This window comes from Mucilaginibacter flavidus, assembly GCF_024055575.1.
Lineage (GTDB): Bacteria > Bacteroidota > Bacteroidia > Sphingobacteriales > Sphingobacteriaceae > Mucilaginibacter > Mucilaginibacter flavidus.
Genome location: NZ_JAMXOE010000008.1, coordinates 206,990 through 223,066, shown reverse-complemented (window position 1 = coordinate 223,066; position 16,077 = coordinate 206,990). Strand labels below are relative to the sequence as shown.

The following is a 16,077-nucleotide window of genomic DNA, read 5'->3' as shown; positions in this document are numbered from 1 at the left end:
CGGTTGACTTATAATGACGGTGGGTTGCGTGACTTGGGGCCGTTCTGGAACTTGGTGTTTGACCCGGTGCGTTTTGAGTGTGTTGAGCAATACAACGGTTATTATTGTGGTATAAACATCCTTCGCGAGGAAATGGTCGTGGAGCGTAAACCTTATGGTAAATGTGCAAGGTCTTTGACATAAAGGATTTCGGCAGTATGACACTGGTAACCTCGGCGCTGTGTACCAGAAGCGGCTGGCTACTGTGGTGGTATTGAAAGGTGAAGCAAAAAAGCATTTTTGAAAAGATGTCATTGATGGCAAAGCGCTTTACGGTTGTTGGTATAACGACGGCGTTTAAGGGAAAATCGCAGATTGTGATTACAGAGCGTAAGCAGTTGCCGGTGGGAGCGGAGTAAACCTCGGAGTTGAAAAGGCTCATGGCTGGTAGTCTCATTTATATTCGACTTTTTTTAATTTTTATACCACCGCGGTAATGCCGCCAGCGGAACTGTTGCGCCCTGCAACCGGGGATCCGGCAACTTGTGTCTTCAAGGGAATGAGCGGCTGCTCTAAACTTTGCCTTCGCCTTCTTCGTCTATTTAGTGGATCAGCAAGCAACCAGTACTTAGCATTGGTGGCTCGCCTGAGGTAATTTCTTTAACAGGGACGTAATTGAATAGCGGTGTCGCGAAATTCCTGTTAATTATTGAAAAACAATTACTTATGGTTTTGATTTTCCAAATTTTCACGCTAGTTTAGAGACAGCCAATAAATCTGATCTCCAAATTTTTGCCAATGAAACGTTTTATCACCATTGTGCTGGTTGCATTATCATTGCATGTATTTGGGCAGTCATACCCGGTAAAAAACATTAAAATTTCATTGCCGTCAAATCCGGACGCCAACACGTTGAATTGGGGTAATAGTAATTCATTTACAATTTCGGCGATGGCCGGCGAAATTGGCCCTGATGTACAGGTAAAGCTGCTGGCGGTGATTAAAAAGGATGGTGTTATAACTTGCGGCGCCTACAATAGCTTGTCTGCGCCTAAGGTGAGTTTTGACAAGCCGGTTAAAACATGGAATGGCAAGGACGCTGCAGCTTTACTAATGGAGGGGTGTACCCTGCCTCCCGGGGAATATGAACTCAGTGTGCAGTTTTTTGGTTACCGCGACGGCAAGACGGCCACGTTGAGTGAGGAAAAGATAAAGAAATTCTCTGTCAATGCCGGTGAGGTGAATAACGGCAAAAAAGGCGTAAGCTTAAATATAGGCGGGCTAGGCATCACTTTTGGCGGCCGGCAGCAAGCGGCAGATGCTTGCGGAACCATCACCAGTTTTACAAAGGTTGCTTGCGCGGGTATGGATGGTCAAACCGGGCTTCAGCAGTACGCCATAACCGTGAAGATGGTTAACAGGCCGGTTCAAAAGGACAAGGCCTGTACGTTTATTTTAAACTCAGTAAGCGCGTTGAGTAAGGGAACGACTGTACCTGGCGGCAGGCAGTCGCTGCCTTTAAAAATTGCGCCGAATGACAGCGCCGCTTATACTTTTATTTATACGCCGGTTGCGATAAGTTCACTGGATGCGAAATTCAATATCAGCGGCAACTGGAACGGCGACAAAAACTCCGGCATAGAAATGCAGCCCGCTATGACATTGCAGCCATGTGCGGTCTGCGGTTGCGGTAACTGGACTAATTTAATGGTGGATAACACCGCTGTTGCCGCAAGCCTCGAGTTTGAATGCGGCAACAATGTGCAACTACCCTGGAAGTGCGGGCAGGCCTTCAGCTTTACCAGCACTTACCAATGCGCAGGCGCCGTAAAATGCGATGCGGTAACTGCCTGGGAAATTCAAAAAGATGGCGTCAGGATTAAAATAGGCAATGGCGGGATCAAGGTAACAGATAGCTTTATACCAACAGGCAATGGCCTATATACTTTAACCTTAAATGCAACTTGTAACGGTGTAAAGTGTCCGCCCTGTACATATTCAATAGTTGTAGTAGATTGTAAAATCATTACCCCCCCGCCGGTAAGCGTACCCGAAGTGACAACTACGATAAGTGTAACGCCCGTGATAGTTGTAGTGAAAAATAAGGATACCGCCAAATCCGCACCTACAGGAGACAAATACTATTATGACCTGGATACCGACCCGACCCACACCACTACCGAAATATATGATAATACACTAAACGTGCAGTTTACCAACAACTATGCCTCAGTTGAAAACATAAAAGTAAATATTTACAATAGCTCATCCGGTGCCTTACTAAGACCGGCGGCCTCAAAAAATGCAAAGCTGATCAGTACTACCGGCTTGAACCGGATGACAGTTAACCTTAACGATTATAAGCTTGAGCCGGGCAGGCCATATTATTTCATGGTTTCTGTTTTTAGCCACAATTATCATTTAAACTTTAAAGTTATGGGCGATCATGAAAAATAAAATAGCCGTTTTATCGATTTTTATGTTATTCGCTGCCGGGCTGAAAGCACAGACAGGCGGACCGGGCCAGCCTGAATTTATGCAATTCCAGCAGGCGGGAACGTCCAATTTGGTTAATCCCTCGTCGGGGACATTCTCTTACCAGGTGCCATTGTTTAAAATTGGCGGTTACCCGGTTAATTTAACCTACCAGGCCGGGATACAAATGGAGGATGTTTCTACCTACGTGGGCCTTGGCTGGGCGCTGAACTTAGGCAGCATTGTGAGGACACAAAGGGGCCTGCCTGACGATTTTAATGGTGATGTAATTATCAAACAATATTCGGTTAAACCGAACGAAACCTACGGCGGAAAAGTTGGAGTAGACCTTGAAATTGCCGGATTGCCGCAACCCATGGGCGTTAATGTGGGTGCAAGCCTCGGTGTTTTTTATAATAACTACAAGGGATGGGGGCTTGAGCCTTCGTTAAACGGTTCGGTGGGCGTTAGCGCAAAGGCTAATTCGGGTGTTGGCGGCACTGCTTCGCTGGGTATGGGCATTTCTATCAATTCGCAATCGGGGGTGGATAAGTATCTAAGCCCAAGCGTTGGGCTTAAGCTGGGCAAGGGTAATGACAAATTGGCAATATCGCTTGGCAAAACATGGTCCGTTAATTCTAACGAGGGGTTAAAAACAAGCATGAACGTTGGCTTGAGCTATGTGCGGTCAAGCGATGTTACGCGCAGTGGTATAAAGGACGGATGGAAGGTTAGCGAACGGGCTACCGACCAAAGTTCGATGTCGCTGCTGGGCCTGGCCGTTAGGTCGTATCTTAATAACTCCTTTCAGCCAGACATAGATTACCCTTTTGAAAATAGTTCAGGCACCTACTCGGGCGCTTTCGGTTTCGATGGCTTTTATGTCGACCCCAGCTTTCGCGTAACCGGTTATTATTCAAAACAGGCGCTTGCCACGACCACGCAGCAATTTCCGGCTTATGGGGCGATGTATGAAAGCGCGCAGGTAAGCACAGGCGGGTTGATGGATATCAGCGAGGAAAAAAAACTGCCTTATTTTATCGGTGAATCGAAAATATTGCCGATCAGTTTTAAAACACCAGATATATTTAACCTTAACGCACAGGGGCTTTCTATGTCGTTTTCGGTCAGCAAAAATGATATCGGTTTAGTGGGTGACGCCGAGGCTATTATCAACTCCAACGGTACCCAGGGCGGAGCAGAGGTGAATTTAGGTGAGCTTTTTAAGGCAGGCGCCAATTTCGGCACCACCACTTCGTTTCAAAAGAGCGGGAGATGGAACCCGACGAACCTGGCGTTCAAAGCAGGGCAGGACATTATCGGGAACCAGCTGTACCAGCAATTCGTCTTTAAGAACCAGGGCGAAATAAATAAATTCGATTATTCTGCTTTTGCCCAGCTTGGCGGTTACAGCCCGGTAAACTTTACCCTGGCGAATGCATCAGCAATCACACAGTCTCTAAGCAACGGCAGCCAGCTTACAGCTAACGTTGTGAACACCAACCAGGCTGTGCGGCAATCAACCATCAGCTATTTGACGGCAGGCGAGGCAGCGGTAATAGGTTTCGACAAACAGCTCACTTATTACAGTTTTAGTAACAACGCTCCTGCTTTATTAAACAGAGTATCGGAATACCGCAGGGGGCATCACCTTTCCGAGGTGTCGGTAATACAGCCCGACGGGATGAAATATATATTCGGTATCCCGGTTTATAACAAGGTTCAAAAGGAAGTGAATTTTGCTGTAGGCGCAAACGCTATTATAGACCAGGCTAAAAACCTGGTTAAGTATATGCCGGGCCAGGAAAATTCGGCAGGAAATACTAAAGGCATCGACCATTTATTTGAAGCGACGACGACACCTGCCTATGTAACCCAATTTTTGATTACTGCTGTATTAAGCCCCGATTACCGCGACATGACCAATGACGGCATCACCGACGACGACTTGGGCAATTATGTGAAGTTCAGTTATTATAAGGAAGAGTCGGCTTATAACTGGCGGACACCGTTTGCAGAAAATATGGCAACTTACAACAGAGGGTTACGGAGCGATGACCAGGACGATAAAGGCACTTATGTATATGGTGAAAAGGAACTTTGGTACGTACGTTCGGTTGAATCAAAAACAGAGATTGCAGAGTTTCATTACAGCAAGCGGGATGACGGCTACGGCGCGGCCGGCGAGAACGGCGGTATCGATCATGGCAAATTTTTGAGAAAACTGGATTCCATCGTCGTTTATTCCCTTCCGGACCGCAGAAAGAACGGTAATAGTGCCACGCCTATAAAAACCATTCACTTCGATTATGGCTATTCTCTTTGCAAAAATATTGATAACGGTATTTCAGCGACCACCGGCAAACTCACCTTAAACAGGGTTAGCTTTACCTATGAGCGTTCCCGGAAAGGTAAATTTGCGCCCTATGTTTTTGGATATGGCATCCGGTCATTAATCAATACTGTCAACCCGCCTTATGACCACAGGAGCGTAAACCGCTGGGGGTACTACCAGGACAACGGTAATAATTACAGCGATATCCTTGACAGCTCGCCATTGTCGAACGTCGATTTTCCTTATGCCCTGCAAGACACTGCGGCAATGAACAATAATGCCTATGCCTGGAATTTGACCGATATTTATATACCCGGGAATGGCAAGCTGAAGGTAGATTATGAGGCCAACGACTATGGCTACATCCAGGATAAGACTGCCGGGCAAATGTTTATGGTGACCGGCCTGGGTGATGCAAATACCGCCAGCATTACGGACAATAAATTTTACTATCCCTTAGACCCGATCAATCCTTTAAATACCGGCATAAAGGATAGGTTATATTTCAAACTTTCACACCCAATCAATAATAGTAACCCTGCCGCGGCAAAACAGAAATTGGCAAGAGCCTACATACAGGATATAAAGGATGGCTTTTTGTATTACAAGTTTTATGTTAAGCTGTCGGGTTCCGGTAATTACGAATATGTAACCGGTTATACCAAGATAAGAGATTATGGCGTCGCAGCCGATTCCAACTATGCTTATATACAGCTGCCGACCGTAGCCATTGACGATGAAAACAATATCATCAAATGTAACCCGATATTAAAAGCAGCATTCCAGTACATGCGTATCAACCGGAATGCCCTGTTATTTGATAATACCGCATTGGGTACTCCGGCAACCTTTGCTGCGTTTGTTAGCTCCTTGCCGAGCATCGTCAGCCAATTGGGCAGCCAACTTGCTGCCTCGGCGATGGGGGTAAATTTATTTTGCCAGTCGCAGGGCTATTGCCAGGATGTAAACCTAAGCAAAAGTTTTATCCGCCTCTATACCCCGTCGAAAATGAAAATAGCGGGCGGCAGCAGGGTAAAGCAAATTAGTATTAACGATAACTGGGATGCGATGACAGGCAATACGCATCCGGGTAAATCGTATACCACTACTTATGATTATACCACTACAGAAACCGACCCGGTAACCAATGCCAAAATAAGTGTAAGCTCGGGTGTGGCGGATTATGAACCGCTGGTTGGAGGGGATGAGATATCCTTAAAGCAGCCGATATTTTATTCGGATGTAAAAAAGCTGGCGCCTGACAACGATTACTACGTGGAGGAACCGGTGAACGAATCTTTATTCCCGGGCCCGCATATCACATACGGAAAGGTAACCCAAATAACCAATCCAACCAGCTTTGACGTTGGTAAAACCGGCAAGGTGGTCAATGAATACTTTACAGCTAAAGATTACCCGGTAAAGGTGAACCGGACCGCTATCGACGAAAAGCGGGATAAATCCAACTTCAACCAATTTCAGCCGCCTTTTGTGGCGATAGACCAGCAGCACGATTTTGCTACGGTTTCCCAGGGCTATTCCATCGAATTGAATAACATGAGTGGCCTGGATAAAGCCATGTGGGTTTACAATCAAAACGGCGACCGGGTTTCCGGCGAAGTCTCTGAATATTTCCCTGACAACGACCATTTTACACTGATAGACCACCGGGGGAATATCAGCAAAAATAAAAGACTAGGGCTTTCGGTTGAATATACTGTTGCCGGGAAAAAGAGCTACGACCATTCGGTATCAACCAGCTACAATGCCAATTTGAACATGGCGATTTTTGGGATCGTACCTGTTCCGATTGTAATGCCGCTGTTTTCGCAGATGACGGAGGAAAAGCAATTCCAGTCAATTGTTTTTGACAAAGAGATACACCGGACAGGACTGTTAAAAAGTAAAACTGTTTACAGCCAGACGGCATCGGTAAAAACCGAAAACCTGGCTTTTGATGAGGTTACCGGCGAAGCATTGCTGACCAAGGCGCCTAATGAATTTAACGATACGCTTTATTCATTTAAATACCCCGCCTGGTGGATGCATGACGGTATGAGACCTGCCTATGCCAACGCAAAGCTAAATGTTAATATAACAAACCTGCCTGCTGTAAAGCAATTTTTAAATCCCGGCGATGAATTGCATTCCGTTAGTAACGGGACCCGGGTATGGGTACAAAGCGCCTTTGCCGGAACATTTGTGAATGAGACAGGCCTCCCCCAAACACTCACCACCGGTACTGACTATCAGTTGTATAACGCTGCGTCAAAAAACATGCTGTCGGATGCCGCCGGGAAGGTGGTTACATGGAAATACAACCCGCTTAGCCTGGGAACAAAGATCAGTTTTGGACAGTTTAATATCCTCAATAGCTCGGCTATTCAATATGACGATGCCGCAGTAGCCTATTGCGATTCCTGCGCAACCATTATGAGCAGGCTCGGCAAAAACGAGTTTATTTCGGGCAGGAGGGGGAATTTTAAAGCGAGGCAGACCTGGTTTTACCTGGCAGACAGAACGCCGGGCAACCTGACCACAGGGATTACTAATATTCAAGTTCAGGGTTTGTTTAAAACTTACAGCGACTTCTGGCAGCTGTCATCAAATACCGCAACAGGCTGGGTACCAAATTTTACCAACTGGGAGTGGAAGGAAAAAGTGAACCTGGTTGATGTTGAGGGTCAGGCTTTAGAAACTGAAGACAGGATAGGCCGAAAGTCGGCGAACTTGTTGGGTTATCAAAATACGCTGATTGCTGCGCAGGCTAATAACTCGGGTTATAATGAAGCTTATTTTGACGGGTTCGAGGATTATTATTGCGCTTTTTGCCCGATAAAGCCGGATAAGACCGGTCAGCGCGGTGTGTTAAGCGGCCAAACCGGGATGAAAAGGGTGAAAATAGTATCCGGCAATGTTATCATTTCGGTCGCCGAAGCACATACGGGCAAATATTCATTACAGGTGCCCGGTTGGCTCTCCTTCACGGTAGTCCCCCCGACAAATTGCAAGGACCGGCCGGGTTTGTCAGGAAAGACGGTTTGCACGGAATGTACCGGCGGATTTTATCCGGCAGGAAATAAAAAATATATCTTCTCCTGCTGGGTAAAGGTGAACAGCCAGCAGCCGGTTTTATCATGCAGCGATGCTTCAGTTGCCATTTCGAACATCAGTTCGGCGGTAACGCTGCGTTCTGAAGGCCCGGTTATCGAGGGTTGGCAAAGGGTTATGGGCTCCTTTACCACGGCCGCCAATGCCAACCTGGTAACAGTTCGATTAAACAAGGGTAATGGCGATACCTACTTTGACGACATTCGAATATTCCCGGCCAATGCCAACATGGTATCATACGTTTATGACGATGTGAACCTGCGGCATACTTACACACTCGACGAGAATAATTATTTCAGCAAGAACGAATATAATAACCAGGGCGAGCTGATTCGTACAAAAAGAGAAACAGAAAAAGGAATTATAACGACTAAGGAAAGCAATACTTCCCTGGCAAAAGTGCATTAACGATTATGGCAAAGCGAAAACACATCCTGTTATGCCTTATGCTGCTTTTGGGGCTTATTGCAGCCGCGAAAACCTATCCTAAAGTCAACTTTCCGCTATCAGGTACGGCATTAATGGGATATAACGGCAACGTCATAAACTTTTCTGCCACCTACCCGGGAATGACCCCAGGCAATTTAAGCCAGTTGAATACTGCGAACAGGATTACTGCCATTCAAAACACTGTCGAGCTGGTTTTAAAAAACAATTATGCGTTTGGCGCCAATGCAAAAGTAACGGTTACAGCAAGCATAAAGTACTATCCTATTGATAATTCGCAGCCGGTCGTAAAAGCGATAACACTGGAAATTGATTATAAATCCGGCGCGCTTACAAAGGCAGGTATCTCCAATATTTATGCTTTTAAAAATGCTTATAAAGTTGAGCTGACCGTCAGCAATGTTGTAGTTACAGGGGACGCTGGCGCGGATATTACGGCACTAAAAACTAAATTGAAGGATTTTGTGGAGTTGAATACCGGCTTTGTCCAGGACCGGACCACGCGCATAAATTATAGTACCATACCTGTTGCGATAACCGCTTGTGATGACCGGGCGACAGATGAGCTGGTGATCAGCTGGGATTCATTGCCTGATGCAGAAGCTTACGAATTAGAGTACACTTTTGCCGACGATTATGGCGATTACTACAACACTCCGCTAAACAGCAGCGCTATTACTTTTAATTTTAAAGACAACAGCACCAGGGTATCTTTAAAGGATAACTATTACCGGCTTCCGCTGGTTTTCGAGCGGGGATATATTTTGTACCGGGTGCGGGCGATAGGCTGGGGCAGCAGCAACCTTGATCAGAAGGTTTATTGCAAATGGAGCGGTGCGGAGCAGGGGCGGGTAAATACGTTTGCCAATGCCTGGTATCATAATGCAGGTCATGTAAGCGATGTGATCAACTGGCAGGCCTCAGTTACATTTGCCGAGGATGGTAAACGCAATGATGCCGTAAACTATTTCGATGGTACATTCCGTTCAAGGCAAACGGTTACCGCAATGAACCTGGAACGGCAATTGCCGCATGATTTGCCGCTGATATGGTCAGATTTACACTTAGGTACCCTGGCTTGTATCCGGCCTGGAAGCGACAAAGAACGCGAGGTAATAGCAGGCGAAACGATTTATGACTACCAGGGCCGGCCTGCCGTAAATATATTACCGGCTCCAAGCAATTCGTTAAAGCTGGAGTATCTGCCCTTGCTGAACATCAGCAATGCAACGCAAAAACCCTATAGCTGGCCCGATTTCGACAAGCCGAACTTTACCTGCCCGGCCACGGCCCCCCTTTCGAACCTGCCGAATTCAAGTACGGGAATTATGGGCGCTGCGGCCTATTACTCGCCCAATAATCCCAATAAACCAGGTTTCAATGCTTTTATACCAGACGCCGGGGGCTTCCCCTTTACCCAGATAAGTTATTTGCAGGATAATACTGGCCGCGTTGCTGCGCAAAGCGGGGCGGGCCCGGTGTTTAAATTCGGCAATAATCACGAAACGCGTTTTTATTATGCCGCACCTAACCAGGAGGAAATTGACCGTATGTTCGGGACGGAAGCAGGGGATGCATTAAGGTATCAAAAGAATGCAGTAGTGGACCCAAACGGGCAGGTATCGGTTACTTATATCAATCCCGAAGGAAAAACGATCGCCACGGCGCTGGCAGGCTTAAACCCAACCAACCTGGACCAGTTGGATAACCTGGGCAACAATACCATCGATGTTTCACTGATGAGTAAAAATGTGGTGAACATTAGCGATAAAACACTGATTGCGGAGCACCAGTTTGTGGTGACTACCGACAATACCGATTATACATTTGATTATAGTATCGACCCTAAAACTATTGATACGCTAACCTGCGCCGGTGTGCACGTTTGCCTGGATTGTATCTATGATATCGATATCACGCTTAACCATGTGGAAAGCTGTACCAGCACCACTTTACCAATCTACACAGGCACTATAGGTAATCTGCTTAGCAGCAACGGGCAGGTGGACCTGAATTGCGATAACAATAGCAGCACGGGAGCCTACCCGCGTCATTTTGTAAAAACGCTGGGCATAGGCACTTATGTGCTTACTAAAAAAATCACCGTAAACCAGCAGGCTGCGCTGGCTTATGTGGCCCAGGTATTTAAAGATACGTGCAAAGCAAAGTGGGACGACATTATGCACGACGAGCTGTCCCGCATCGACACCTTAAGCTGTTACAAAAGCTGCACCAGTTGTTCTTCGCCTCCCGCTCCAACTGCTACCTGCGATACCGCTTTTTGTAAACCAAACCCTAACCGCTGCGATAATATCCGTTCGATGATGCTAGCCGATATTTCGCCGGGCGGGCAGTATGCGCAGTTTGTAAGGAGAGCTGACGGTACTATTGATGCCAGCACTTACCCGCTGTCTGTATTTAACCCGGCAAACTTGCTGCCTGTTCAGGCCATCGATTTTTCTTTATTCCCCGGTATCAACAACATAAACGACCTGGTAAACCACTGGCTGCCTGAATATGCCGAAAAGCTGCTGCCCATGCACCCGGAGCATTGTATGCTGGGCTGGTGCAGCTCGCCCAATATAGATGCAACGCTGGATTTTGATATGAATATCCTCTCTACCCAGCATTTTACCGATGCCGTAGCTAAAGGATATATAACCACCGGCAGCATCCTTCCTAATAATAATACGAAGCCCTACGAGCAACTGCTGAACAACGACCCATGGTTCGCAAATAACCAAAACGCAAATATCAAAGCAACTTTGTTAGCAAAGCTGCAGCATTACGGTTGCTCCACCGCACCTTTGGGCGCCGACGAGCTGGCTATGCAAATGGCTTACTGCGCACATAATAATCCGCAAAACCAGCAGGGAACGCCTGCCATCAATGCCAGCGGCCAGCAGTGTTCCTTGCCGCAAGGGTACCTTGGCACACATGCCTTCGGCAGCGACCCGGCGCTCACAGATATTGAATGGACCTTTCTCCGCTCGCTATACCTATCGGCCAAAAATGAAGCTGTGCAAGCCAGCATGGATAGCTATGCCGATGCCAATAATTGTAATTCGCGTTGCATCGGCTCCAAGGATTACTACGACTGGGCGCAGTTTTCAGGCTCTTTGCCGCATTATGCAAATGTGCAGCCCTGCCAGTCTGCCTCGCAGCCTTTTGTATGGATGTTTTATAAAGAAAAGCAAAGCCGTTTTGGCTCAGGCATCGATAATGTTTTGAATGTGATGACCGATGCTGGTATCAATATTAGTACAAGCGGCGTAACCAATTATAGTGACCCTTGCCAGTTTGCCCAGGCCATAACCAGCCAGGCCACCGGCATTAACCAGCAGGCTGCGGCTAATTGCAGCGGCGGAAGTAGTTCAGGATGTGCGGTGGAATTGTCGAACGCACTTGTGGACTTATTAAACAACGTCATTACTTCGCTGCATACCAATTCGGCAGTTACGATCGCAGGTGCGCAATTACCGCCGCTAATAAGCGGAGCCGGTGTGTCGCAGGTAACGGGCGCCCGTATTACCGATGCCACAGGATTACCAATGCTGAATATCAGCCTGGACCGGTGTGCAAATTTTCAGATTCCTTGCAGAAAGACAGCGGCCGGGTATATAGCCCCTGCATCGGTATGCTGTATCAGTAATATTGTGTGCCCGGGCAATGCCAATTGCAGTTTCGATGTTAATGTTTTGTATCCCGGTAACTTAAGCAACACATTGCACATCGTTACCAAATGTAACCTTTTTGCTAAGTGCAAAGATACCGGGAAGCCTGTTTGCGCGCAGCCTTCGCCTTATGCCAGCGCCATAAAAGATTTTCTTGGCGATATTTTCAACTACCGGGCGACATACGCTGCTTACCCTAACCATGTACAATTGGTTAACATGCTGCCTGCCGTTCTTCAGCCTGGAAATGGTGTAACATTAAATATCAATGGCAATCTGGTTATCAGCCTGCCAGGACTAAGGAAGGACTGTGGGATCATCCTGCAAAATAGTATCGCTATCGGCAGCTGGGCAAATGTAAAAAATGTTATCAGTATCAGTCCTGATCTATCTCTTGCACAAAACGGCATTACCAGGAATTTTACGCTTAAAGTGCTTGCAGGAACCACGACCGCGAACCTGGTAGCTGTCGACATAAAAGGCAGCGCTACCTGCTGGGATATGAACCAATGTCCGCCTGCGGTAAACTTATGTACTACACCCCAGGTTTCGCCGCCAGTCACAGTTGTTAACGACTGCGTACAGAACCAGCTTGCTATAGCAAACACCAATACCAGCATCCGGTATAATGCCTGGGCCGACAGCATGAAAAACAACCTGCTGCAACGCTACTATGCCAAATGCCTCAGCGCCGTTGAAACGTTAAATATGCATTATGACGACCGCCAGTACCAGTACACGCTATACTATTACGACCAGGCCGGCAACCTCGCTAAAACAGTGCCGCCGGCAGGAGTTAAGCTTTTGGATCACGCACAGGTATCACAGGTAACGGCATCACGCGCGGCAGGATACAATATGGCTATCCCGGTAGGACACATTAAAACAACCACCTATCGCTACAATACACTGAATCAACCTTTATGGCAGCAAACACCCGATGCCGGCGAAAGTAATTTCTTTTATGACGGTTTGGGCCGCATAGCGGCTTCGCAAAATGCACGGCAGCACCAGAGCGGTAATTTTTACAGCTATACCCGGTACGACCTGCTTGGCCGTCCTGTTGAATCGGGCGAGGTAAAGCCAGCCGTTGTAATTAACAGCCAGCTTACCCGCGACTTTAACGCATGGACAAGCTTTATCAACACGGAGTCCAACCGTACACAGATCACACTTACCCGGTATGACGAGGCTTTTTCAACTGCGATATCGCAAAAATTTGGCGCAGCCGGGCAGCAAAACCTGCGCAAACGCGTGGCGTCGGTTTTTATGTTCGATAACAAGCCGCACCTCGATAACCTCCAATACAGCCATGCCACTCACTTCAGTTATGATATCGAAGGCAACGTAAATAAACTGGTGCAGGACTACCCCAACAACATTATCGGCGACAAGGTTGTTGATTACGACTTCGACCTGCAAAGTGGCAAGGTTAACCAGGTTACCTACCAACACGGCGCCGCCGACCAGTTCATCCATAAATACACCTACGATGCCGCCAACAGGATCACACAGGTTAAAACAAGCCCCGATGGCCTGGTGTGGGAGACCGATGCTACTTACAAATACTACCGGCACGGCCCGGTCGCACGCCAAGAACTCGGCACCGACAAAGTTCAGGGCCTCGATTATATGTACACCCTGCAGGGCTGGATAAAAGGCGTTAACGGCACGGCGCTTTCGCCCGAGACTGATATGGGGCAGGACGGTACCACCATGCCGATGCCGCAAGCAACGCAGCAAACCCCCATAATGGTTTACACGCTTAGCGGCATAGCCCATTACCTGTACCCGGCGATTCAGCTATCCGGCAGCAATTTTAACGGGCCCGGATATGGCGCTTTGAATAACCCGGTAGCGCGTGATGCATTTGGCTACGTGCTCGATTATTACCAGGGAGACTATACCGCCATTCAAGGTAATGGTAATCTTGACGGATTAAATCAGCAGGCAGGCTTCGTAAAGCCGTTATATAACGGCAATATCAGCCGGATGTACACCCAGATTCAGCCGCTGGGCAATAACGGGTATAATTATACCTACGATCAGCTGAATCGTATCCGGTCACAACAGGCCTGGAACCTAAGCGGGAACAACATGGCATTGCTCGCAAACGATGCTTATTTTGGTAAATACAGTTACGATCGCGACGGCAATATCGTTAATCAAACACGAAACGGCACAACTGCAATGCCCGCTATGGATAACCTAAGCTTTTTTTATTACGACGCAGCTAATAATGTTTACAATCCTGCAGTATCGATACCTTCCGGCGCAACTAACAAATTAGCTTATGTTACCGACCAGGTGCCTGCCGGAAATTATACAGAAGATATAGATAATCAATCGCCGAATAACTATAAATACGATGCTATTGGCAACCTGGTAAGCGATGTCGCCGAGCACATTACCAATATAGAATGGAACCTGAAAGATAAGATCAGCAGGATAACAAAAAGCACCGGGCTAAATCTCGATTTTCAATACGATGCCTTTGGCAACCGCGTAATGAAAGGATTAAGTGATGGAACAGCGACATTTTACATAAGGGATGCGAAGGGGAATATTATGGCAACTTATGCCTACAAAAGATACACTACTTCGGCGGAGCTTTATTGGAGCGAGGCCGAAATATATGGTAATAGCCGGATTGGTGCCTATCAGCCAAACGCATTAATACCGATGGCTAGTAGCACCGGAATTGCAACTACTAGTCCTTATATTACTGCGACCCGCGGTTATAAGCAATACGAACTAGTGAATCATCTTGGTAACGTATTAGCCACTATTACTGATCGGAAGCTCCTTGTTACAGGCTCTGCAGTTACGTATACTGCCGATATAGCCAGCGGACAGGACTATTATGCATTCGGTATGCAAATACCGGGAAGGAAGTTTACCGGCAGTCCGTACAGGTTTGGGTTTAATGGTAAAGAAAATGACAATGAAGTAAAAGGCGACGGAGACCAGCAGGATTATGGTATGCGGATATACGACTCAAGGCTGGGAAAGTTCTTGAGTACGGACCCGCTGACGAAGAGATATCCGGAGTTGACTCCTTATCAGTTTGCAGGCAACACACCAATCCAATCAATTGACCTTGACGGGAAAGAAGAAAAGAAACAAACAAAATCTCTCCCTTCAAATCCGTCAGACGGACAAGTGTTTCAGGTTGACGAAAAAAACAAACTGACTTATAATTCTGAATTGAAAAAATGGTTTCATGATGAAGTAACCGTTAGAGTAAATGGTGGTTATGCAGGCCCTCTCGTTTTAAGTCAGACAAATAAAACATGTCAGTTTATAGGGGCGGTGGCAGGCTATAGAAATTTTGACGAAACCGGTGGTTTTGCAGTAGAAGCCAGTAGTTTTAGAGGGGAAGTGTCAAATTTTACAGGAACAGGTAGCCTTCCCCTTGCTATAGTCGCAAGCGCAAAGCTTACCGCAATTGAGGCCAAAGCTAGTGGCAAAACCGGAAGTGAAGATTTTAACATTAATGGGAGCGGCCAGGCAAATGTTCTCAAAGCAGAAGGCAGTACAAATTTAGGGGTACTAACAGGCGAAGACAACAACTTTGGAGTTGCGGCTAATTTGGAAGGACAAGCAAGTGTGTTTAGCGCCAATTCGAGCCAGGGTGTTACATTATTTGGATACAATTTTAGTATTACGGAAGACATTTCTGCTATTTCAATAGGTATTAAGGCAGGAGGTCAGGTAACTTATAATAAAGAGACAGGAGGATTTAAGGCCGAAGGCAAAATCGGAGCTGCCTTAGGTTTTGGAGCGGGCGTTTCATTAAAAATAGAGAAAAAATAATAGATAAAATTAAAAATGCTTCGATTAAGTGAACATTCCTGGGCGATTGACCAACTCAATCCGAGATATCAAACAGTTTATTCCGTAACACTTTGGCCATTAATTGCATTTTTTAATTACTTACACAAGTCGGTGCTCCATGGAGTCCGGAATGCCTTGATCAAACCTCCCGATAAACAAAATGGAGTACTTAAGAATGCCCAAAATAGGGTTTGAAAATATTTATAAATGCCTGGTTTT

At 46.7% G+C, this 16,077-nt stretch carries 3 protein-coding genes; all 3 read left to right on the top strand.

Features of this window, described 5'->3' with window-relative positions; all coding sequences use genetic code 11:
- Positions 1–777 precede the first annotated feature (777 nt).
- Genes NAF19_RS14570 through NAF19_RS14560 form a run of 3 tightly spaced genes read left to right on the top strand, consistent with a single transcriptional unit; the run spans position 778 to position 15,837 of the window.
- Complete coding sequence (locus NAF19_RS14570) at positions 778–2,436, top strand: hypothetical protein (protein WP_252790794.1); 1,659 nt, start codon at positions 778–780, stop codon at positions 2,434–2,436.
- Positions 2,426–8,308, top strand: a complete 5,883-nt coding sequence (locus tag NAF19_RS14565; protein WP_252790793.1) for a hypothetical protein — start codon at positions 2,426–2,428, stop codon at positions 8,306–8,308. Before NAF19_RS14570 ends, NAF19_RS14565 begins: the two co-directional genes overlap by 11 nt.
- Positions 8,309–8,313: 5 nt before the next feature.
- A complete protein-coding gene (locus NAF19_RS14560) occupies positions 8,314–15,837 on the top strand; it encodes an RHS repeat domain-containing protein (RefSeq protein ID WP_252790792.1) in 7,524 nt (2,507 codons plus the stop codon).
- Positions 15,838–16,077: the final 240 nt, after the last annotated feature.

Coding starts and splice junctions, on each gene's coding strand:
- NAF19_RS14570 (WP_252790794.1), top strand. CDS start 778: ATGAAACGTTTTATCACCATTGTGCTGGTTGCATTATCATTGCATGTA.
- NAF19_RS14565 (WP_252790793.1), top strand. CDS start 2,426: ATGAAAAATAAAATAGCCGTTTTATCGATTTTTATGTTATTCGCTGCC.
- NAF19_RS14560 (WP_252790792.1), top strand. CDS start 8,314: ATGGCAAAGCGAAAACACATCCTGTTATGCCTTATGCTGCTTTTGGGG.